The sequence below is a fragment of the Pseudooceanicola profundus genome, assembly GCF_054919315.1.
Genome location: NZ_CM142898.1, coordinates 3,766,675 through 3,787,888 on the forward strand (window position 1 = coordinate 3,766,675; position 21,214 = coordinate 3,787,888).

Here is a 21,214-nt window from a genome sequence, read left to right on the forward strand (position 1 = left end):
CAAGGCTAGCGGGAGAACCGGATATGGTCCAGCTGCCAGATCGAGTTGGCATAGACGACCTCTGTCCGGTAGGCGGCGTCTGAATCGTAGGGGTAGACCAGCCAGAGAGGCCCCTTGTCCCGCAGGCTCATCTCCCTTCCGTTGCGCAGATGCGCGAGGACAGCCCCGCCGATCGACGGCTGGTCGAGGGGGATCCGGATCTCGTAGCCATTGGCGGCAGTCAGCACCGCGACGCGCCCCTCGGCGCCAAGCGCGTCGATCAGCCCGGTCAGGGCCACGCCCGAGAACTGCTGCACGCCCTCGGTCCAGATCGTGGAGGTCTCAATCACGGTCTGGGGCAGGCTGTCCAGCATGGCCCGGTCGAGCGTCACGTCACCCCCGTCCGGCAGCGTCACCGTCAGAAGTGTGTGCCCGGTCTGCGCGGGCCAGTCGGCGCGCCGCTCTGCGGTCACGGGCCCATCGGCGCCCTGCGCGGTCAGCTCCGCCGAAGCCTGAGCCATCTTCGACGCGCCGGCCTCTTTACCCGGGGTGCCAGCCCCCGTTGGCACGTCCTGCGCCGTCGCGGGCAACATCAGCCCGCAAAGCGCAAGCAGCGCCGTCATTGCAAGCCTCAGACACAGCGCAGCAGGGCTGGCCCGTCCGGGCAGGCTCGAGGCCGTGGGCCGTCTGTCGTGCATCATCATCTCCTGCGCAGCCTGTACACATCTCTATCCGGGGCCGTAGGGCGCGGCAAGCGCGGCACCGGCCCCCTCCGTGGCGTCCCATCCGCAAGCCCTGCCACACACCTGCCGTGACTCTGGTCTACGGCTCTATTCTTGCCAAGGTGTGAAGGCCCGGGATATTCACTGCGGACAGGCCGGGCCATGGCCTTTATACTCCCGACGGGAGCAGGGAAACAGGATTGGCCAATGCGCAGAATACTGCTGGCAGACGATCACAACCTGGTCCGCGAGACCTTGGCAGCCTACCTGCGCGAGGCTGGCGGCTTCGGCGTGGAGGACGTCGAGACCCTCGAGGAGGCCTGCGCACGGATCGCGGATGAGGGGCCTTACGACCTGATTCTGCTGGATTTCCGGATGCCCGGGCTGAACGGGCTGGAGGCGCTGCGTCAGGCGGTGGCGCTGGACCAGGGACCGGTCGGGCTGATCTCGGGCTCTGCGCCCCTGGGCCTGCCGGAACAGGCGCTGGAGGCCGGGGCGATCGGCTTCCTGCCTAAGACGCTCTCGCCGGACGAAACCATCGCCGCGGTGCGCCAGATGCTCGACGGCATCCCGTTCCTTGAACAGAAGAGCGACACGCCGGGTCCGCTGACGCCCCGGGAACTCGACGTGGTACGGGCGATCGCGGCGGGCGATTCCAACAAGGAGATCGCGCGCAGCCTCGGGTTGCAGGAAGTGACGGTCAAGCTGCACGTCAAGACGCTGAGCCGCAAGCTCAACGCCAGAAACCGGACCCACGCAGCCATGCTGGCGCGGGATCTGCGGCTGATCTGAACCAGCGCGGATTGGCGCCTGAACGAGATGCTTTGCGTGAGGATGGTATTTTAACCATCTGATATAGATATTATTTTTCGGATTTTTCCTGTCAGGGTGCCCGACGGGCATGGCACCTCGCTGCCCTTGATACCCGAACCGCTCGACTGGTTGGTGGCGCTTAAACCTATCTTCATTCCTGCCGGGTCTTATCCCTCCGCGTGGCGGTACCTGCGCCGCGTCCGCAGAAAGAGGGTATGGAATGCGTCTCCATCACGTCCGCCTTGCACTGCTTCTACCGGCAGCCCTGGTGACCGTCAGCGCGCTGCTGCTTGGTGCGATGGGGGTGCTCAGTTCCCAAACAGCGCGCGAGTCCCTTCTGGCGAAGGAACTCGCGGCGATGGAGCTTGAGACACAGGCCCGGGCCGACCGTCTGTCGCTCTGGTTCGAACAGTTCGAAAGCGAGCTTGCATTCTTCGCTGACAGTCCCGGCGTCGCCGATGCAGCCCGAGCGTTTCAAGGTGTGCGGCCCGGTGCTGTTGCGATCGAGGGCGGTGCCCCGGCCTCGCTGACCCGGGTCATGGAACGCTACGATCCCTTCCTGCAAAGGCTGCGCGAGGCGCATGATCTGGACGAATTGCTGCTCGTCGCGCCCACGGGCGATGTCCTCTACAGCACGTCCGGGGACGCGGTTCCGGAGGCGGCCGTCAGTGCGGCCCTGCGCCGCGCTCTCGCAGAGGGGGCCGCACAATCCGGCGCGCGCCTGCAGATGGAAACCCTCTCGGCCGAGGCCGGGCCCGCCATCCTCGGTTTCGCCCCGGTGCAAAACCCCTTTGGTGCCCCGCAGGGCATCCTGGTGTTTCGCGTCGATGGCAGCAGCCTGCGAAAACACCTGCCGCAGTCCGGGCGCAGCGCGGTGCTCCTCATCGGGCCCGATGGGACATCCGTCGGGGCACCGCCTGTGACAGCGGGTGCCCAGATCGGATCGGTGATTGGGGCGGAGACTGGAGCGCCCTCCGGGTCAGGGGTCGTCCTCACACCGGATGGCGAGGCGGTGGCCTGGGCTTCCGTGGCGCAGGCTCGGGGCTGGCGGGTCGCAAGCCGTCGGGAATTGTCGGAGATCCTCTCCACCGCGGGCGAGGTCCGGCAGCGGATGTTCTTCTACGGCGGTGGGACAGTGGCGCTCTTCGCGCTCTTCGGTGCGGTGCTGTCACGCTATCTCCTTCGCCCGCTCGGGCGGCAGCGCGCAGCGATGGAGGCGATCGCCCGTGGCGATGCGGCGCAGTCCGTTCCGGACACGCACCGTGGCGATGAACTCGGCGCCATGGCGCGCGGCCTTGATGCGGTGCGCCAGGCGCAGGCGGCGGCCGCCAAGATTGCTGCGGAGAACCGCTTCAAGGGCGCGGCGCTCGAGACCACGACGGCGGCCCTGATGATGACCGACGCTGATTTCAACGTCATCTATCTCAACGGGGCAATCCGCGAGATGATGGAACAGTTGAGCGGTGATTTCTCACGGGTGGTAAAGGACTTCAGCCCCGAGTCGTTGATCGGGCGGAACATGGATGGTTTCCATGCCGATCCGGGGCGCATTCGCGGGCTGCTCGACGATCCGGCCAAGCTTCCGTTCCGCACTGATATCCCGATCGGGAACGCCCGGTTGCAGATCGACGTGAGCGCAGTGCGCGACGGCGATGGCACGCTCGTGGGCATGGTGATCGAATGGGTCGATGTCACCTCTGAGCGTCGCGACCAGGCCGTGCTTGCTGCGATCGAGAACAACCAAGTGAAGGCGGAGTTCGATCTCTCCGGTCGTCTTGTCGGCACCAATGCGAATTTTCTCCAGTGCTGCGGCGTGGACGAGGAAACCCTGCGGCGCCTGTCCTTTGCCGACTGGATCGTGGACACCGGCAGCACCCCTGAGATTGCCCCGCTGCGCGAGCGGCTCGGAAAGGGCGCGGCGGTTCATGGCCGGTTCTGCCTCACCCCGGGCGCGACGAGTTCTGTGAAGTTCGTCGAGGGAGGGTTCTCCCCGGTCCTCAACCGGAAGGGCGGCGCGGCTGGCTTCGTTCTGATCGGCAGCGACGTGACCGAGGCACAGCAACACCTCGCGGCCGGGGAAGCGGCGCGCCAGAGGATGGAGGCCGATCAGCATGCGGTGGTGGAGTCCCTGCGCGTTGGGCTGCGCAACATGTCCGACGGTGATCTGAGTGTCCGGCTGATGACCCCCTTCTCCGAGGAGTATGAAGGCCTGCGCCGTGATTTCAACGAGGCATTGCAGCGCCTCGGCGATGCCCTGCGGGATATCGCGCTCGAAACGATCTCGATGCAGCAGGAAACGGGCGAAATTTCCAAGGCCGCGGATGAGATGTCGCGCCGGACCGAACGGCAGGCTCTGACGCTGCAGTCCACCGCCGTCCGGCTCGACGAGGTCACCAAGCACGTGGCAGGCGCGGCCGAAGGGGCCACCCGTGCCGACCGTGTCGTTGCCGAGGCGCGCGATAGCGCCGAGCGCAGCGGGACCGTCGTCGACGAGGCAGAGGGCGCCATGGCGGCCATCGCCACCTCCTCGCGCGAGGTCGTGAAGGTTGTCGAGGTGATCGAGGATATTGCTTTCCAGACCAGCCTGTTGGCCCTCAATGCGGGCGTGGAGGCCGCACGGGCGGGCGAAGCCGGTCGGGGCTTCGCCGTGGTCGCCACCGAGGTGCGGGCCCTGGCACAGCGTTGCTCCAATGCTGCGGCAGAGATCGGGACGCTGATATCGTCCTCTGGGCGTCACGTGGACCGCGGGGTTGCGTTGGTGGGCCAGACCGGGGAGGCGCTGAAGCGGATCGTCGGCTCGATCACCGAGATCGCGGACTATATCGGTGAAGTGGCGCGCGCCGGAGAGGAGCAGTCACTTGGGCTTGCGGAGGTAAACAGGGCCGTCACGCAGATCGATCAGGTCACGCAGGAAACGGCAGCCATGTTCGAGGAGACGAACTCCGCCGCACACGCCCTTGCCGATCGGGCCCAAGGGCTGGCCAGGACAGCCGAGCATTTCCGGCTCGACGGGACAGACGCCGGTGATGTGCCAGGCGCCAGGCCGAGCCGCCGCCGGGAGGCCTCCTGAGTGACGGGCGAGGCGCCTCTCGGCTGGAAGGATCGCCCCGTGCGCGTGCTCGTGGTAGATGACTCCGTGGCCATCCAATCGGTCATGCGGCACGTCCTGTCGCGCGATCCGCGCCTCGAGGTCGTAGCCACCGCCCGGGATGCCTTCGAAGCGCGCGCGTTGATCAAGCGCTACAACCCCGATGTCCTGACGCTCGACATCGAGATGCCGGGGATGAACGGCCTCGACTTCCTGGAACGGCTGATGCGGCTGCGTCCGATGCCCGTGGTGATGCTCTCCGGCTATACGCAGGCCGGCAGTGATGCTGCGATCCAGGCGCTCGCGCTTGGCGCAATGGATTGCGTGCCGAAGCCCTCCGCGGGACTGACTGAGCCAGTGCTCCGTGACATGGCGGATCGGATCGTGGCTGCCTCTCAGGGGCGGGTCCTCCCGCAGGAGACCGGGCCGCGCCGTCCTGCACCGCCCCTGCACCGCACATGGAGCGGGCGCATCGTTCTGATCGGCGCCTCCACCGGCGGCGTTGCTGCTGTCGAAACGGTCCTCGCGGGTATGCCGGTAGATTGTCCTCCGATTGTGGTTTCGCAACACATGCCCCCGGCTTTCCTCAAGAGTTTCGTCGACCGGCTCGAAGCGCGGTTTCCCCAATCGGTCGCACTTGCCCAGGACGGTGTCGAACTCCTCCCGGGGCGGGTGCTGTTCTCCCCGGGGGGCGATGCCCATACGGGCGTGGACCGCCGCGGCAGTGGTCTGATCTGCACACGCATAGAGGGTCCGCGGCGCAATGGGCATTACCCCTCCGTCGACGTCCTTTTCGAGGCGGCTCTACCCTTTGCCGACCGAGTCAGTGCGGTCCTTCTCACGGGCCTTGGTCAGGACGGGGCGCATGGGATGAAGCAATTGCGCGACCGCGGGGCATTTTGCATCGGGCAGGACGAAGCCAGTTCGGTCGTCTATGGCATGCCCCGGGCGGCAGCAGATCTGGGCGCCATCGATGTGCAACTTCCCCTGGAGGCGATCGCGGATGAGCTGTGCCGTCGCCGGCCGGTTCCAAGCAAAGGGAGCCTGACGTGAGACGCGCGCGAGAGACCGGCATGAATACGACGATCACTCAGGACGAATTCGCAGCCTCGGACCGGGAGGGCGCGACGATCTCGACAATCCTCGGATCCTGCGTCGCGACCTGTCTCTGGGATCCGGTGGCGAAGGTGGGGGGGATGAACCATATCCTCGTGGCGCATAGGCGGTCATGCCGATCGAGGTGAAGAGCGCATGGGCATTTTCAGACACACGCTCCGAATGGCCTAGGAACAACCAACCGTCTGGCTGAAGCGCCGCGTGGAACCGGGGCCAGAGACCTGCCTGCGTTGCGGTATCGAAATAGATCACCACATTGCGGCAGAAGATGACATCGAATGGTCGGCGCATGGGCCATTGTCCCAGCAGGTTCAGTTGGCGCAGCGATACGAGTTGGCACACCGGACGTGCCACCCTGACCGTGTCGGGCGTGGGGCCGGTCAGAAGGTACCTTTGGCGCAGCGGCTCTGGCAGTCCTGAGATTTGTTGAACGCTGTAGACGGCCTCCTCTGCACGGGCGAGGATTGCTTCGTCGATGTCGCTGGCCAGGATCCGGATATCATAGCGGGCAATGTCAGGCGCGGCTTCAAGCAGGCACATTGCGATGGAGTAGGGCTCCTGCCCGCTGGAACAGCCGGCGGACCATATGCGGATACGCTCACCGCGACGCGCCCGGGCGAGCAGCCCGGGCAGGACCTGATTGCGCAGAATCTCGAAGTGATGACCCTCACGAAAGAAGTGGGAGACATTCGTGGTGAGCGCGGAAATCATGCTCTTGCGCTCGGCCTCGCCCTCCCGCGAGGAGACGAAGGAGATGTAACTGTCGAAATCCTCGATCCCGATGGCGAGCAAACGCTTGCGGAGCCGGGATTGGACCATGGTCATCTTGCCGACCGGCAGGATGAGGCCGGCCTCTGATTTGGCCAGGCCGGCGATGGCCGTGAATGCGGCATCGCTCATCGACGCGCCAACCTGGGCGCGGGAGGACTGGACCGAGGCGGCGAGAGGGGGAGGCGTGCCTGTCATGCGACCTCATCCGTTGTGCGCGGGACGACAGCGCCGAGGTCGAGAACGCGGATCATGCGGTCGTCGATCACCGTCAGCGCACGGACGACAGACATCTGCGGATCGGAGGCAATGTCCGGGGGAGGCTGCAGATCCTCTTCGGACATGGCGACGATATCCGAGACGGCGTCGACCAGAAGGCCGGTCAGCGTTCCGTTCATCTTCACCACGATTATGACATTGCGATCATTGGTTTCCTGCGAGGGCAAGTTGAGGCGCCGGGCAAGGTCCATGACCGGCAGGACGGTGCCCCGGAGGTTGATGACGCCGCGCATGTAATCGGGCGCATGGGGCATCGGCGTGGTGCGGGTCCAGCCTCGGATCTCGCGGACGGACATGATGTCGAGGGAATACTCCTGCTCGGCAACCCGGAAGGTGAGCAGTTCGAGCCCGCGGGGGGAAGCGTCGCTCATGGGTCAAACTCCTTGTGTGAGGGCCAATTCGGCACCGCGAAGCGGGCCTTCGGCCGCGATGATGTCCGCGGGATCGAGGATCAGCGCGATCTGTCCGTCGCCGAGGATCGTGGCTGCGGCGATGCCGGGCGCGCGGTAGAAGGAATCGTCGAGTCCCTTGATCACCACCTGTCGCTGGTCCTGGATGGCATCGATGACGAGTGCAGCGCGGTTGCCGTCATCCAGCGAGATCAGCAGGACGATCGCCCCCTGATGGGTGTCGCGCGCGGGGCGATAGCCCAGCATCACACCGAGATCGTAGAGCGGGACGAAGCCGCCGCGGACCCGGACCACATGGGCTCCGGGGCGCAGCATCTGCACGTCGTCGGGACCGAGCGAAAGCGTTTCCACCACGACGTTGAGGGGAAGGACGAGGGTCTCGCCGGCGACATTTACCACCATCCCGTCCAGAACCGCCAGCGTAAGCGGCAGGCTGATGGAGAAGGTGGTGCCGCGGCCCCTTTCTGACTGGATCGAGATCCGCCCGCCGAGGGACTGGATCGAGGTCTTGACCACATCCATGCCCACGCCGCGGCCGGAGAGGCTCGAGACCTGGCTGGCGGTTGAAAAACCTGGCAGGAAGAGAAGGTTGTCGATCTCGTTGTCGCTGAGCGGCAGGTCCGGGGGGACCAGCCCCTTGCTGATCGCGACCTGGTGCACCTTCTTTCGGTCTATCCCGCCACCGTCGTCGGAGACCTCGATCACCACGCGGCCCGAGCGATGCGCCGCCGTAAGGCGCACGGTGCCCTGCGGTGGCTTTCCCGCTGCGCGACGGCTGTCCGGCGATTCCAGCCCGTGATCGACCGAGTTGCGGATCATGTGGGTCAGAGGATCGGCGAGGCGTTCGATGACGGTCTTGTCGACCTCGGTGGATTCCCCTTCGGTCACGAGGCGGACATCCTTGCGGACCGCGGCGGAGCTTTCGCGCACGATGCGGGACATGCGTTGAAACAGGGACTTCACCGGCTGTGCCCGGATCATCATCACCGAGTCCTGGATGTCCCGTGTCAGGCGCTGGAACTCTTCGAGTCCGTTCATCGCGTCGGAGTGGGGCGAGAGGCCTGCCTCGCCCAGGCTTTGCGAAAGCATCGCCTGGTTGATCACCAACTCGCCCACGAGGTTCACCAGCCGTTCGATCCGTTCGAGATCGACGCGGACGACGGATTTGGCGCCCGTCTCCTTCGACTTGCGTGCCGGGGTGTCCGCGCCGTCCTCGACTGGGGGCGGTGCGGCATCGGTGATGGCCGGCGCAGATTGAGGCGGCGCGGCCTCCGGCGCGGGGACGGCGGCCGGGGTCGCAGGGGGCGGGGCGATCTCGAGTGTCCGTGCTTGCCCGGCCGCCTCCAAAGGAGCGGCACCTGCGCGCCGGATCGACAGTTCGCACAGCCCGTCGACAAATTCGAAGACCTCCCGCAATTCGCCTTCGTCGGAGGTGGTGCTGAGGTTGATCGTCCAGCATAGATAGGGGGTTTCCGGGGCGAGGCGGTCGAGCGATGGCAGGTCGGACAGGTCGCATGTGACCGTGGCCTCGCCAAGGGCGCAGAGGTTCCGGATTAGCATCTGGGGCTCGTTGCCAGTGTCGAAGAGCTCCGCCTCGGGCTTGAAGCGGATGATCCAGCCGTCGCCCGTGGCCTCCGCAGGGGCGTCATGATCCGTCTCGCCGGTGCCGTCGGCCGCCTCCATGTCCGAGAGATCCGGCAGGTCGAGGGAGAGCGTCACGCCGAGGGGTTCGAAATCCTCCGGGCGCGCCATTTCACATTTATCCAACTGAAACACCTCTAAAGCCTTGAATGGTAAGGCCTTTTTGGGGGTTCGAAGTCCGTCTTCCCGCGAGTATGCAACTCGCTCAGAAAACGCCAGTCTGAGGACCATTCTCTTGAGGGGGAAGTCTCCAGAAGTCCATATTTTACAAGGTCTTGAGAGGAATTCGAATGAGAGTTCGAACAACTCCTCAAAGGTATGTCTCGGTTTGGCCAAATCCTCGATGGATTCTTCCAATCTGATCTTCTGGCGCTCCAGCTTCACGATGCGCGCCTCGTAAGCCTTCGTCACGCGATCGTTTTCACTGTCCGTCGTCAGATGATTTGAGACACGAGGGCTTGATCGAGAACGGAGGGCCTGGCTCGTTGTGGTTTCAGTTTATGCCGCGTTTTTGCGATGCAGCAAGCGGCGCTTCTCGATGGTTTTGGCTTTGATCTCCTTTCGCGTTTTCAGGATGGCTTCGGCCCTGCCGAGATAGACGTCGGCGGGCGCGAGGTTGCCCAGGCTCTCGTGGTAGCGGTGATGGTTGTAGTGGTCGATGAAGTCGCCGATCGCCTGTTCCAGAGCGCCGGGCAGGTAATAGTTCTCGAGCAAGATGCGGTTCTTGAGGGTCTGGTGCCAGCGTTCGATCTTGCCCTGTGTCTGAGGGTGCCGAGGAGCACCGCGGACGTGATCCATGCCTTCGTCAGCAAGCCAGCCTGCCAGCTCTCCTGAGATGTAGCTGCTGCCATTATCGCTGAGCAGCCGCGGCCGGTGGGCGACTGTGGCCCGATCACAGCCCGAGGCGATCAGGGCCTCTTCCAGCGTCGCGGTCACATCCGACGCCTTCATCGTGGTGCAGAGCCGCCAGGAGATGACGTAGCGGCTGTAGTCGTCGAGGATGGTCGAGAGGTAGAACCAGCCCCAGCCGATAACCTTCAGATAGGTGAAGTCGGTCTGCCAGAGCTGGTTCGGCCTCGTGGTTTTCTCGTGGAACTCGTTTGCCGCCTTGATGACCACGAAGGCCGGGCTGGGAACCAGATCATGCGCCTTCAGAACCCTGTAAACGCTGGCTTCCGAGACGAAGTAGCGCTTCGTATCGGTGAACAGGACTGCCAGCTCCCGTGGTGACAATTCCGGCTCATCGAGGGCCAGATTCACAACCTGCTTGCGCACCGTGTCGGGGATCCGGTTCCAGACCCGGCGCGGATGCGAGGGCCGGTCCTCAAGTCCCGCTTCACCAAGCGACAGGTAGCGATCATACCAGCGGTAGAAGGTCGTGCGCGGGATACCGGGTATGGCTTTCACTGTATTCGCATCCCGAGCAATGGACCGCCCATGTCCGAGCGCGTGAAATCCAGAACCTACACGTTTGAAGAAATGAAGAAGAAGCACCCCCAGGCCTTCATAGAAATCCATCGTTACGAGGGCTTCCGAAACGTGGACTTGCGACCCAAACCTCCAGACCAATCGTAACGTCGATCGGCAAGCCTCAGTCGGCGCGTCACCCCTTGTTGCGCTGCACCTTGGGGCTGAACCGGCCCTTGGATAGTGCGGCGCATCAAAAGCTTTGTGGTAGTACCAAACGGCTGCGGTAGTACCACCCGGACTGCACTTAGTGCTGTCCGCAAGATGTGTGTGGTAGTACCACACATCTTGGCAAGGGGACCCGCTGCGCGTCCCCGTTGCATCCCCCCGGCCGTTGGCTCCTCCAGGGCATTGAACCCATCCGAAGCCAAGAGACCGTATCGCCGGTCAACCACTTGCAAGGAGACTTCGCTCTCCCTGCACCCATCGACTTGGTGGGCGTTCCTGCCCCCAAGACCCCTGACCATTTCATGGAGACCAATGACGGGAGCTGTCGCGCTGCCCTTCCTTGGAACCTTCCCATCGACCATGTGGCCTTCGTGCCCCTTGGAGCCCTGACCAGGAGGGAGACTTCGCTCTCCCTCCATGGACCTCCCATCGACCAAACCTACGCGGCTTGGATTTGCGCCAGCGTGTCGACGCTGGCCCCGAACGTTTTGGGTTGTCTAGCTGCATGCTGCCACAACGCTACACCCTTCATCTAGACGCAACGCTTCTAACCTTGATGTGTGGACAACAGGTAAATCTCTCTCCCATTGTGCCGCCAACACCTCTATGGTGAAAAGAAAACACTAGGTTAGGCACGGGCAGTATGTCACAGTTTTCGCTGAACAATTTGTTAGAAGAGTATCGCAAGGCGGCGCGTAGCGAGCGAGAGAAAGGTGACTATTTCGAGCGTCTTGTCAGAGTGTTCCTTGAGAACGACGACATCCAAAAGCAATACTACTCGGAAGTTGTTCCCTTCGCCGACTGGGCAAAAGCTCAAGGCTGGAGCAACACAGACATCGGTATTGATCTTGTCGCCACGCTATCGGATGGCTCGGGCTACGCTGCAATTCAGTGCAAGTTTTTCGCTCCGAGCCATGTTATCCAAAAACCGGATATTGATAGCTTTATTTCTGCCGCGTCAAACGATCTGTTCACACGTCTTGTTATTGCCGACACCACGCAAAAAGACTTCGGCCGGAATACCAAAGAAACTCTGGACAAGCTGTCCAAAGATTGGAACCGCATCGGTATCGGAGAGCTGGAAGCCAGTCGGATTGATTGGTCGCAGTTTATTCGAACCGGCAACGTAAGCCTTGCGCCGAAGAAACAGCTCCGAGACCATCAACGTGACGCATTGGCGGCTGTCGTTGATGGTTTTCAAGAGGCAGATCGTGGTAAGCTCATCATGGCTTGCGGCACAGGTAAGACTTTCACCGGACTTCGTATTGCAGAAACCGTTGCTGGCAAAGGGAAGCGCGTTCTTTTCATGGTGCCGTCGCTTGCACTGATGTCGCAGACCGTACGCGAGTGGAAAAACGACTGCCAGGAAGATTTTACCGCTTATTCCGCTTGTTCAGATGCCAAGATTGGCCGTAGTGCCGATGCTGATAGTCTCGACTTGAACGTTCATGACCTCGCCTTTCCCGCGACAACTGATCCGGCGAAGATCGCAAGTCAGGTCAACGATGCAAGTCCTGACAAAATGACGGTCGTTTTTTCGACCTACCATTCTATTGATGTGCTCACGCGTGCACAAAAGCACCATGGTCTTCCAGAATTTGACCTCGTGGTTTGTGACGAAGCGCACCGCACTACGGGTGTTACGCTCAAAGACGAAGACGACAGCAACTTCGTTCGCATTCATAGCAATGACCATGTAGCGGCAGCAAAGCGCCTCTACATGACAGCAACACCGCGCATCTTTGGTGATGCGGCAAAGCGGAAGGCTGACGACCATGACGCTGAATTGGCGTCGATGGATGATGAGGACAAATTCGGCAAAGACCTTTTCCATCGCGGTTTCGGTTGGGCAGTCGAGAATGAATTGCTTACCGATTATAAAGTCGTTGTTCTTGCCGTTGATGAGGGGCTGATTTCGACAACGATCCAGAACCGCCTCAAAGATGGGGCGGAGCTCACGCTTGACGACGCCACCAAGATCATCGGTTGCTACAAGGCACTGACAAAGTCCGACCTTGCTGCCGATCTTGAGTTCGACCCTAAACCAATGCGTCGCGCACTGGCCTTCTGTCAAACCATCAAAAAATCTGAAATTATCGAGGACGAATTCGCGCAGGTTGTAGACGAATACACTGGCAGTGATCTGATCGATGATGCACGCCACCTCTATACGCAAGTACGCCACATTGATGGTAGCTTCAACGCCAGTGCACGCGAAGAGATGCTGAACTGGCTGAAGGAAGACGCAGGTGACGACACTTGCCGTATCCTTACCAATGCCAAGGTTCTCTCCGAGGGGGTGGATGTCCCGGCCCTGGATGCGATCATGTTCATGCATCCACGCAAGAGCCAGATCGACGTGGTGCAGTCGGTGGGGCGAGTCATGCGCCGCGCCGAAGGCAAGAAGCTCGGCTACGTGATCCTGCCTGTCGCCATTCCGCCGAACACGAAGCCTGAGGAGGCGCTAAATGACAACGAGCGTTACAAGGTGGTCTGGCAAATCTTGAACGCACTTCGCGCGCACGATGAACGCCTTGACGCCCGTATCAACCAGGCCAAGATCGGCGAGGACATTAGTGACAAAATTGAGCTGGTGCGCATTTCCTCGGAAACTGAGCTCAAAGAGCTGACAGCCGTTGTCGATGACTTCGCGACCACCAAGACCAAAGCCGCCAAAGCCAGCGCCGGTATCGGCAGTGATGCGCCAGAACGCCGCCCGAACGATGAACTCGTCCAAGGCGAGATGGTCTTCGACGAATTCACTCGCGCCATCATGGCGAAGATCGTCGAAAAATGCGGAACGCGGGAATACTGGGATACTTGGGCAAAAGACATCGCCAAGATCGCCCAGACGCATATCACCCGGATCACCACCATTGTCGCCAAGGTAGGGCCGGAACGTACTGCCTTCCTAGCATTCCTTGAGGAACTGCACGACGACCTGAACCCCGAGATTTCCGAGGCCGAAGCTATCGAGATGCTGGCGCAGCACCTCATCACTAAGCCGGTCTTTGACGCGCTCTTCAAAGGTAGCCGTTTCACCAAGGAAAACCCGGTCTCCCGCGCGATGGAGATCGTTCTGGGCCAACTGCACGAACACAACTTGGAAAAAGAGTCCGACAGTCTCGCCAAGTTTTACGCCAGCGTGGAACGCCGCGCCGCCGATGTGAAAACCGCACAGGGCCGCCAGACCCTGATCACTGAGCTTTACGACAAATTTTTCCGTACGGCCTTCCCCGTTCTCACCGCGCGGCTTGGCATTGTCTATACCCCGGTCGAGGTGGTGGATTTTATAATCCACTCGGTCAATGACGTACTGAAATCGGAGTTCGGCCAAACGCTTGGCTCCAAGGGCGTGCATATCCTTGACCCCTTCACGGGCACCGGCACCTTCATCACCCGCCTGCTGCAATCGGGCCTGATCGCGCAAGACGAGTTGGAGCACAAGTACAAGCACGAGATTCATGCCAATGAGATCGTTCTTCTGGCTTATTACATCGCCGCAGTGAATATCGAGACGGTCTATCACGAACTGGCCTATGGCTCACTGTCCGCAAACGCGCCCTATGATCCGTTTGAGGGCATGCTGCTGACCGACACCTTCCAGATGTATGAGCAGGAACGCGATATGATCGCCAACCTCCTGCCAGACAACTCGGAACGCCGCACCAAGCAAAAGGCATTGGATATCCGAGTGATCATCGGCAACCCGCCCTATTCGGTGGTCAAAAAAATGCGAATGATGACGCAAGAAACATTCCTTACAAAGCGCTTCGCAAGAAGCTGCAAGACACATATATTGGCAAGTCTCAAAGCAACGCGCGAAGTGTGTATGATACGTACATCCTTGCTCTACGCTGGGCGACAGACCGTCTTAACTCAACCGACGCGGGCGTAGTCGGCTTTGTTTCGGGAAGCGGCTTTATTGATAAGCCCGCCATGGATGGCGTTCGTCGCTGTCTTGGCGAAGATTTCAACTCCCTCTATATATTTAATCTTAGAGGCGATATACGAAAAAATATGTTGAGCAAGGGTTCTGCCCGAGAAGGTGGAAACATCTTTGATTCCGGTAGCATGTCTGGCATCGCAATTTCGATTCTAGTTCGCAACCCTAATAACTCGAGAAAGGGGGATATTCGCTATTTTGATATCGGTGACGACCTTTCTTCAATTGAGAAAAGGAAGCTTATTGCGGAGTTTGGGTCAATAAATAAACTTTCCGATCATTGGACATCTATCACACCAAACGATCAATGTGATTGGATCGGTCAGCGCGACGCCAGTTTCTCGAAATACCTTGCGATCGGTGACAAGCAGCGGCGCGAAAGTGTTGCGATTTTTGAAAATTTTTCGTTGGGGGTCACTACCAACAGAGACGCATGGGCGGTTAACTACTCGAAGAAATCTGTGTCAGAAAATATGCAACGTATGATCGAGTTCTACGACGACGAGCTTGATCGTTTTATTTCTTCGGGAGCGGAAGATGCTGACACCTTTGTCACATATGACGACAAGAAGATCAGCTGGTCGCACCACCTCAAGAAACGTTTTCAGTCGGGGCGAAGAAGCAATTTCTCAGAAGATAGGATGAGGCCGATTCACTATCGCCCTTTCTCCATACAGTGGGAATATTACGACAAGCTGTTCAATGAATATGTGTACCAAACTCCAAGGCTTTTTGGCGAAAGTGAAGCTGTTCAAAACAATGCAATTCTTGTCTCAGGCACGGGTGCCAGATCAGGGTTTTCGGCTCTGATGGTGCAGCAGATATATTCTGGTGATCTTATCGAAAAAGGTCAGTGTTTCCCCCTCTATCTGTACGAAGGAACTCAAGCTGATGATGGTCTTTTCGCCAGCTCGGGCGATCAGGCGGGGGGCATCACCCGCCGCGATGCGATTACCGATGAAGGGCTTGCGCATTTCCAAGCTGCCTATACGGGGGAAGAGATCAGAAAGGAAGACCTTTTCTATTACATCTACGGCCTGCTGCATTCGCCAGACTACCGCAAGCGGTTTGCAAACAATCTCGCCAAGCAACTCCCTCGCATTCCGGCCGTCAAAACCTTCGCCGACTTTGCGGCATTCCGCGAAGCGGGCCGCGCGCTTGGCGATTTACATGTAAATTTTGAAAGCGTTGAACCCTACATGGTCAACTTCAAGGAAGGAGACCATCGCTTGATTAACGACGCGGAGGCTAACCCGGATAAATTCTACCGCGTTAAAAAGATGAAATTCGGCGGTAAGGGCAAAGATAAAGACAGAACGACCGTCATCTACAACGAGAACATCACTATGCAGAACGTTCCGTTGGAGGCTTATGACTATGTTGTCAATGGTAAGCCCGCACTGGAATGGGTGATGGAGCGGCAGGTCGTCAAGACAGACAAGGCCAGTGGTATCGTCAATGACGCCAACGACTACGCCAACGAAACAATTGGTAACCCCAAGTATCCGCTCGAATTGTTTCAGAGAGTAATCACGGTAAGCTTAGAAACGATGAAAATCGTTCGCGAGCTTCCTGAACTGGTTATTGATTGAGAAAGGATTCTAGAATGGCATTACCTTCAAATTATCGATGGATCGTGGTCGGCAAGCTGGCTATCCGAAATCGTGCAAACGCGCCGCATTATGCCCCCGAATTTTTTATCGGAGACCTTATAGCAGCCCTTACTGATCGAATTGCCCGAGGGGATGTGTATCGTCCCTACTCGAAAAATTCGCGACTTATGTGGTGTGCCGATTTTGACGAAGACGACCACTATTATCGATTGATCTTGCAGGTTGGTGACAAGAACGTATCGGGCGTTTCCTTCTTGCATTTCGAAACGATGGAGACGCGAGATATCGAAAAGGATGAGGATGAAGGTGGGCACTATGCCGCGCACATTTTGATCAGAAAGGTATCAGATCAACATGGGCGTCACCTGATCCTGATCGAGAAGGTGCCAGGCATATACCTATCTTCGGTCAAGGATCACCTCGCCTGGGTCTGCAAAAGCGCCCTCTATGAGAAAGAAGTGCAAGACGACGATGGTAATCCAAAGCGTTTCCGCCCCGTCTTTGAGATCGATGGGCACCAGTCCCGGACGATCCGGGAAGCGTTGAGAACAGGAACGCTTCAGGACATTGAATTCATAAGCCATGAGGAAAACCACGAAGACGGTTTGGACGAAGATCCGATCATTGAAGAAGTTGTCCACGAAGCCAAATGGCAGGTAAAGAAGCGTGTCACAGAAGACCAAGCCCGCACGATCTTCGGGCGCGTTGGTGACTTTCTTGGGCGCTTCCGAGATGGTGCAGATGACACCCAAATTTTTGTTCGAATCAAGGCCGACAATGGTCAGATAAAACGGACAGAGGTGCATCACAACGGCGATGAAATCCTCGAACAGGCGTTTGTCCAGAATGAAATCGTCAACGATTTCGATCCACCGCTAACACAGCGCTATGAGGCGTTTCGCCACGATATGATTCAAAAGATGCTCGAAGTCGTCAACAACGTAGGCGATTGATATGGCTCTTCAGAAACACACCAAAGTCTTTACGGTATTCTCGTTCCTGCGTCTGCGAAGTCCGGACATATTTTGGTATCAGTGGATTTACCCCACGGCAGTTTTCGCCTTGGTATTTGGTGGGTTCCAGCTCTGGGGAGATCACTTTCTAGCATTTGACAAAGACAAACTGATCAGTGACGTGAATGCGTTAATGGGTATCTTGATCGGATTTTACATTGCGGCATTGGCGGCGGTGTCTAGCTTTTCGAATGAAAACCTTGATCAGGTGATGAAGGGGCGCCCTCCTACTCTGACCACAGTGCGAAGGAGCGAAGAGATCAAAGAAACCCTGACACGACGGCGGTTTTTGGCGATCTTGTTCGGATACTGCGCGACTCTGGCGATCATTCTGTATGCCTTCGGGGTCCTCCAAGCTCACTTGACTGTTTCGCAGCCTGCCGAGCTTTGGGCTCAGACAGCTCTTAGCTTTGCGACCCAGGTAGCCTGGGGTTTCTATGTGTGGATCATTGCCAGTCTGTTGGTTGTTACGCTCTTAGGGCTGCATTACTTGGTCGAACGCATGCACCGCGCATAATTCTAGACTTCTTTTCGCTAAGTACATCGCAACCCTATCGGGTCGGGCTGTCGTGAACCGAGCCTGACAGGCAGTCTGGGCCATTCGGCATCCATCCCTTGCATTTGTTGCGATCAATGCCAGACTTTTGTCCTGCACAAGATCAATTCGACGCTTCGTCTATGATCCGCACGGGGCATGCCTGACAGAAAGACCATAAGCCAATGCTTGCGGAACTGATGAAAAAATCAAGATAACATCTTGATAAGTAGCAAAAATACCTACCAATGGTTGATCGACCTCACTAGTGTAGAGCTATGACTGACACTCTCGACCTACAAACCACCTATAGCGCTATTTTGGCGGCTGCACGTGAGCATCATTTCATCAGCTATGGCGATCTCGCCAAAGCCAACGGCGCCGCATGGCAAAATGTGCGCTACAAAATGAACACCCATCTGGGCGACCTAGTCCAGCTTGCGGCGGAGCGCGGCTGGCCAATGCCAAGTGCGATCGTCGTCAACAAGGGGAACCTCAAGACCGGCACACTCGATGGCTCGGCCCGTGAAGGGTTCATCACCGCTGCGAAAGAATTTGGTTTCGATGTCGATGATCCTGCCGCCTTTGTCGAAAGGCAGCAGCAGGCGATGTTCAATTGGGCGACTGATGCACCGGACGATTTGGGTCTGCCTGACACACATGAGGCCACTGAGGTTACGAGCGGTGGCCCGAAGTTTGTCCAGTTCTTTGGCCCTGTCTTGGACTCGCTGCGCAACTTCGGCAGCTCGGCCGAGCCCCGCCAGGTCATGGACAAGGTGATCGAGCTCGCTGACGTCACAGAAGAGGAGCTCAAGGAGACCAACAAGAACGGTCAGTCGAAATATGAGAATCAAATTGGCTGGGCGCGCTTCTATCTCGTGAAAGCCGGACTTATTGACAGCAAAAGGCGTGGGTTGTGGCAATTGACGCCTGAAGGGCGGGAAACGTTCCTCGATCACGAAAGTGCTGTTGCCCTCTTCAAAGATGTTCACTCACGCTACCGGGATACAGCCGCTGACGATGAAGAAGTGGCTCCGGTGGTCGTCGAGGATGGCAATTCCGAGCTGTTCGATGATCCCGATCGCCGCTTCTGGTTCGTCGGGGCATTGTGGGGCAATTCTGGCGATCAAAGTGAGCGATTCCTAAAAGAAGGAATCTGGCAAAACGGATATGATCTGAAATTCTCCGATCATGTCGGGCGCATGAAGCCCGGTGATCGTATCGCCATCAAGGCCTCTTTCGTAAAGAAGTACGGTCTTCCTTTCGAGAACCAAGAGAAGCCGGTCTCCTGTATGCGCATCAAAGCCATCGGGACAATCACCGAGGCATCCACCGATGGGCAGTCAATCAAAGTAGACTGGACACCACTAGAGAAACCCAAGGAATGGTATTTCTACACGTATCGCGTCACGGTCGTTGAAGCTGACATATCGGATGTCCTTGCCCGCAAGCTGGTTCAATTCGCCTTTGGGGACAGCAAGCAAGACTACGATTTCTGGCTACGCCAACCCTATTGGGCAAAGCGCTATCGCAAACCGTTAGATTCTGTCACCGACTTACAGATCGATGAAGAGGAAGCCGAAGCCGACATCGAAGAGGCAAGTTTCGACCCCTACGATATTGGGAATATTGTCGAAGACGGATGCTTCCTATCTGAAGCCAGCCTAACCGATGCGCTCACGCGCCTGTCCTCCAAGAAAAACATGATCCTGCAAGGGCCTCCCGGTACGGGGAAGACCTGGCTTGCCAAGCGCCTTGCCTATGCGTTGATCGGGACACGCGACCGGAAGGTGACGCGTAAGCGCGTGCGAGCGATCCAGTTTCACCCCTCCTTGTCCTACGAGGATTTTGTTCGCGGATGGCGGCCCGATGGAAACGGTCAGCTAAAGCTGACAGATGGCGTGTTCCTGGAAGCCGTCGAAGCCGCCCGTGCGGAGCGGGATCGACCATTTGTCGTGATCATTGAAGAGATCAACCGAGGCAACCCAGCCCAAATCTTCGGTGAAATGTTGACCCTACTCGAAAAAGATAAGCGCCGCGAAGACGAGGCTATCGAGCTCGCCTATCATGACGAGGCCGGTGAACGAGTCTATATCCCCGACAACCTCTACGTCATCGGGACGATGAACATCGCGGATAGGTCTTTGGCCTTGGTTGACCTCGCCCTCCGGCGACGGTTCGCGTTTGTGACGTTGGAGACGTCCTTGAACGGCGCTTGGAAGACTTGGTGTGCTAAACACGCTGGCTTCGATGAAGGCACTATCTCCAAAGTGCAAACCCTGATGAACGAGCTGAACCAAGAGATCGCCAATGATCGATCCCTTGGGCCGCAATTCCGGATTGGGCACAGCTATGTGACGCCTGCAACGGGTGAGAAGATCAGTGATCCGGCCGAATGGTTCCGCCAGATCGTCGAGACGGAAATCGGTCCACTTCTCGAAGAGTATTGGTTCGACAATCCGGACAAGGCAGCGAGTTCAACCAGGAAACTGCTAGAGGGCTATTGATGGAAGCCCTTTACGCAGAGCAGCTCCCCGAAGCGGACGCTCCTCTTGCGCTCGACAAGATTCCTGTCCGCAATGTCTGGTTTCTGTTCTTGTATGCCTCCGGTCTTGCGCAATTCCGTGACCGGTTTGACGCCGAAGTTGAGGACTCCCCGGATTTCAAGTCGTTGGTTGCCCGGCTTCTATGCTACGCGACCGAAAAGCGTCTCCGGCGCAATCTGAGCTTTGGCTACCGGCGACGGGAAGACGTGCTGCGCCGCGTACGCGGGCGCATCGACATTCTTGAAAGCGTGTCCAGCGATCTCTTTCGCAGAGGTGAAGTGGCCTGCCGCTTCGAGGAGCTGACGTTGGACACGCCGTGTAACAGGCTTGTCCATTCTGCCCTCCTACGCTTGTCCGGCTGGCTCGATGACCCGGCACTTGCCCATCGGTGCCGAACGCTCTCCTATGCTATGGGGCGCGCTGGTGTCAGTGGTGTTATGCCCTCCCGCGCTGAGATCGCAGCAGACCAAATTGCCCGACATGAGGGCGAAGATCGGCTCATGGTCTCACTCGCCAAGGCGGTGTTCGATCTTGTCTTGCCGACCGAGCGAGAAGGAGCGCGTTCACTGCTGAAAGCACAGCGTGAGGAAACGGAATTCCGCAAGCTTTTCGAGAAGGCGATTGGCAACTTCTTCGCCGCCGAGCTTCCTCATGACCATGGCTGGCGGGTTTTGCCGGGAAAACAATTCAACTGGCCGGTCGCTTCCAGTTCACCAGGCATCGGTTCCTATCTGCCCATGATGGTGACCGACATCATTCTTGAGAACGTGCGGGCGGATCGGCGCATCATCATCGACACGAAATTCACAGACATCCTGACGACGTCGCAATACGGACGGCAGCGCTTCAAGACCAGCCACATCTATCAGCTCTATGCCTATTTGCGCAGTCAAGAGTGCCCTGATGATCCCCTGTCCCTGACATCAGATGGCATGTTGCTCTACCCATCCATCGGACTCGATGTCGACGAAACCGCCGTCATCCAAGGGCATCGCGTTCGGTTTATCACGATTGATCTGGCTCGGCCGACCTCAGAGGTTGTCATGAGACTCAAAGACATACCCGTGCACAGCGCTTGGCTGTCATCAACCCCTGCAAGCTCAGCTTGAT

At 58.7% G+C, this 21,214-nt stretch carries 13 protein-coding genes and 1 pseudogene; 9 read left to right on the plus strand and 5 right to left on the minus strand.

Annotated elements, in window-relative coordinates; all coding sequences use genetic code 11:
• Positions 1–5: 5 nt before the first annotated feature.
• Positions 6–602, minus strand: a complete 597-nt coding sequence (locus tag ACX9MO_RS17235; RefSeq protein WP_222489818.1) for a putative pterin-binding protein — start codon at positions 600–602, stop codon at positions 6–8.
• A gap of 306 nt (positions 603–908) precedes the next feature.
• Here ACX9MO_RS17235 and ACX9MO_RS17240 point away from each other — a divergent pair, with 306 nt between their 5' ends.
• The 3 genes from ACX9MO_RS17240 (at position 909) to ACX9MO_RS17250 (ending at position 5,655) form a co-directional block, all read left to right on the plus strand.
• Positions 909–1,493, plus strand: a complete 585-nt coding sequence (locus ACX9MO_RS17240; RefSeq protein ID WP_462212726.1) for a response regulator transcription factor — start codon at positions 909–911, stop codon at positions 1,491–1,493.
• Positions 1,494–1,734: 241 nt separating this feature from the next.
• On the plus strand, positions 1,735–4,584 hold the full coding sequence (locus ACX9MO_RS17245; RefSeq protein WP_462212727.1) for a methyl-accepting chemotaxis protein: 2,850 nt from the start codon (positions 1,735–1,737) through the stop codon (positions 4,582–4,584).
• Positions 4,585–4,623: 39 nt separating this feature from the next.
• Positions 4,624–5,655: a protein-glutamate methylesterase/protein-glutamine glutaminase gene (locus ACX9MO_RS17250; RefSeq protein ID WP_462212728.1), complete on the plus strand. Its 1,032-nt coding sequence runs from the start codon at positions 4,624–4,626 to the stop codon at positions 5,653–5,655.
• Between the two features lie 33 nt (positions 5,656–5,688).
• On the opposite strand, the gene ACX9MO_RS17255 is transcribed toward ACX9MO_RS17250, so the two are convergent.
• The 4 genes and pseudogenes from ACX9MO_RS17255 to ACX9MO_RS17270 form a co-directional block, all read right to left on the minus strand.
• Entirely contained in the window at positions 5,689–6,618 is a 930-nt protein-coding gene (locus tag ACX9MO_RS17255) for a CheR family methyltransferase (protein ID WP_462212729.1), read from the minus strand.
• A gap of 62 nt (positions 6,619–6,680) precedes the next feature.
• A complete protein-coding gene (locus ACX9MO_RS17260) occupies positions 6,681–7,136 on the minus strand; it encodes a chemotaxis protein CheW (protein WP_222489825.1) in 456 nt (151 codons plus the stop codon).
• A gap of 3 nt (positions 7,137–7,139) precedes the next feature.
• Positions 7,140–9,227 carry a chemotaxis protein CheA gene (locus tag ACX9MO_RS17265; protein ID WP_462212730.1) on the minus strand — a complete coding sequence of 696 codons (2,088 nt, stop codon included), beginning with the start codon at positions 9,225–9,227 and terminating at the stop codon, positions 7,140–7,142.
• Positions 9,228–9,314: 87 nt separating this feature from the next.
• Positions 9,315–10,208 (minus strand): annotated as a pseudogene (locus ACX9MO_RS17270) (IS3 family transposase); the annotation flags it as partial.
• Positions 10,209–11,094: 886 nt separating this feature from the next.
• On the opposite strand from ACX9MO_RS17270, the gene ACX9MO_RS17275 reads away from it, so the two are divergent.
• The 6 genes from ACX9MO_RS17275 (at position 11,095) to mcrC (ending at position 21,213) form a co-directional block, all read left to right on the plus strand.
• Positions 11,095–14,349 (plus strand): restriction endonuclease, encoded by a 3,255-nt coding sequence (locus tag ACX9MO_RS17275; protein WP_462212731.1) that lies wholly within the window; start codon positions 11,095–11,097, stop codon positions 14,347–14,349.
• A complete protein-coding gene (locus ACX9MO_RS17280; protein WP_462212732.1) occupies positions 14,280–15,989 on the plus strand; it encodes a type ISP restriction/modification enzyme in 1,710 nt (569 codons plus the stop codon). The genes ACX9MO_RS17275 and ACX9MO_RS17280 overlap by 70 nt, the downstream gene beginning before the upstream one ends.
• A gap of 44 nt (positions 15,990–16,033) precedes the next feature.
• The gene (locus ACX9MO_RS17285; RefSeq protein WP_462212733.1) at positions 16,034–16,963 is read left to right on the plus strand and encodes a hypothetical protein; all 930 of its coding nucleotides are present in this window, start codon (positions 16,034–16,036) and stop codon (positions 16,961–16,963) included.
• A 1-nt stretch (position 16,964) separates the two neighbouring features.
• A complete protein-coding gene (locus tag ACX9MO_RS17290; protein ID WP_462212734.1) occupies positions 16,965–17,540 on the plus strand; it encodes a hypothetical protein in 576 nt (191 codons plus the stop codon).
• 296 nt (positions 17,541–17,836) lie between these two features.
• The gene (locus tag ACX9MO_RS17295; RefSeq protein ID WP_462212735.1) at positions 17,837–20,065 is read left to right on the plus strand and encodes an AAA family ATPase; all 2,229 of its coding nucleotides are present in this window, start codon (positions 17,837–17,839) and stop codon (positions 20,063–20,065) included.
• Positions 20,065–21,213 (plus strand): 5-methylcytosine-specific restriction endonuclease system specificity protein McrC, encoded by a 1,149-nt coding sequence (mcrC, locus tag ACX9MO_RS17300; RefSeq protein WP_462212736.1) that lies wholly within the window; start codon positions 20,065–20,067, stop codon positions 21,211–21,213. The genes ACX9MO_RS17295 and mcrC overlap by 1 nt, the downstream gene beginning before the upstream one ends.
• Position 21,214 lies beyond the last annotated feature (1 nt).

Bases quoted from the DNA above. Each gene is read 5' to 3' on its own strand.
- ACX9MO_RS17240 (WP_462212726.1), top strand. From the start codon at position 909: ATGCGCAGAATACTGCTGGCAGACGATCACAACCTGGTCCGCGAGACC.
- ACX9MO_RS17245 (WP_462212727.1), top strand. From the start codon at position 1,735: ATGCGTCTCCATCACGTCCGCCTTGCACTGCTTCTACCGGCAGCCCTG.
- ACX9MO_RS17295 (WP_462212735.1), top strand. From the start codon at position 17,837: ATGACTGACACTCTCGACCTACAAACCACCTATAGCGCTATTTTGGCG.
- mcrC (WP_462212736.1), top strand. From the start codon at position 20,065: ATGGAAGCCCTTTACGCAGAGCAGCTCCCCGAAGCGGACGCTCCTCTT.
- ACX9MO_RS17290 (WP_462212734.1), top strand. From the start codon at position 16,965: ATGGCTCTTCAGAAACACACCAAAGTCTTTACGGTATTCTCGTTCCTG.
- ACX9MO_RS17255 (WP_462212729.1), bottom strand. From the start codon at position 6,618: ATGAGCGATGCCGCATTCACGGCCATCGCCGGCCTGGCCAAATCAGAG.
- ACX9MO_RS17260 (WP_222489825.1), bottom strand. From the start codon at position 7,136: ATGAGCGACGCTTCCCCCCGCGGGCTCGAACTGCTCACCTTCCGGGTT.
- ACX9MO_RS17235 (WP_222489818.1), bottom strand. From the start codon at position 602: ATGACGGCGCTGCTTGCGCTTTGCGGGCTGATGTTGCCCGCGACGGCG.
- ACX9MO_RS17275 (WP_462212731.1), top strand. From the start codon at position 11,095: ATGTCACAGTTTTCGCTGAACAATTTGTTAGAAGAGTATCGCAAGGCG.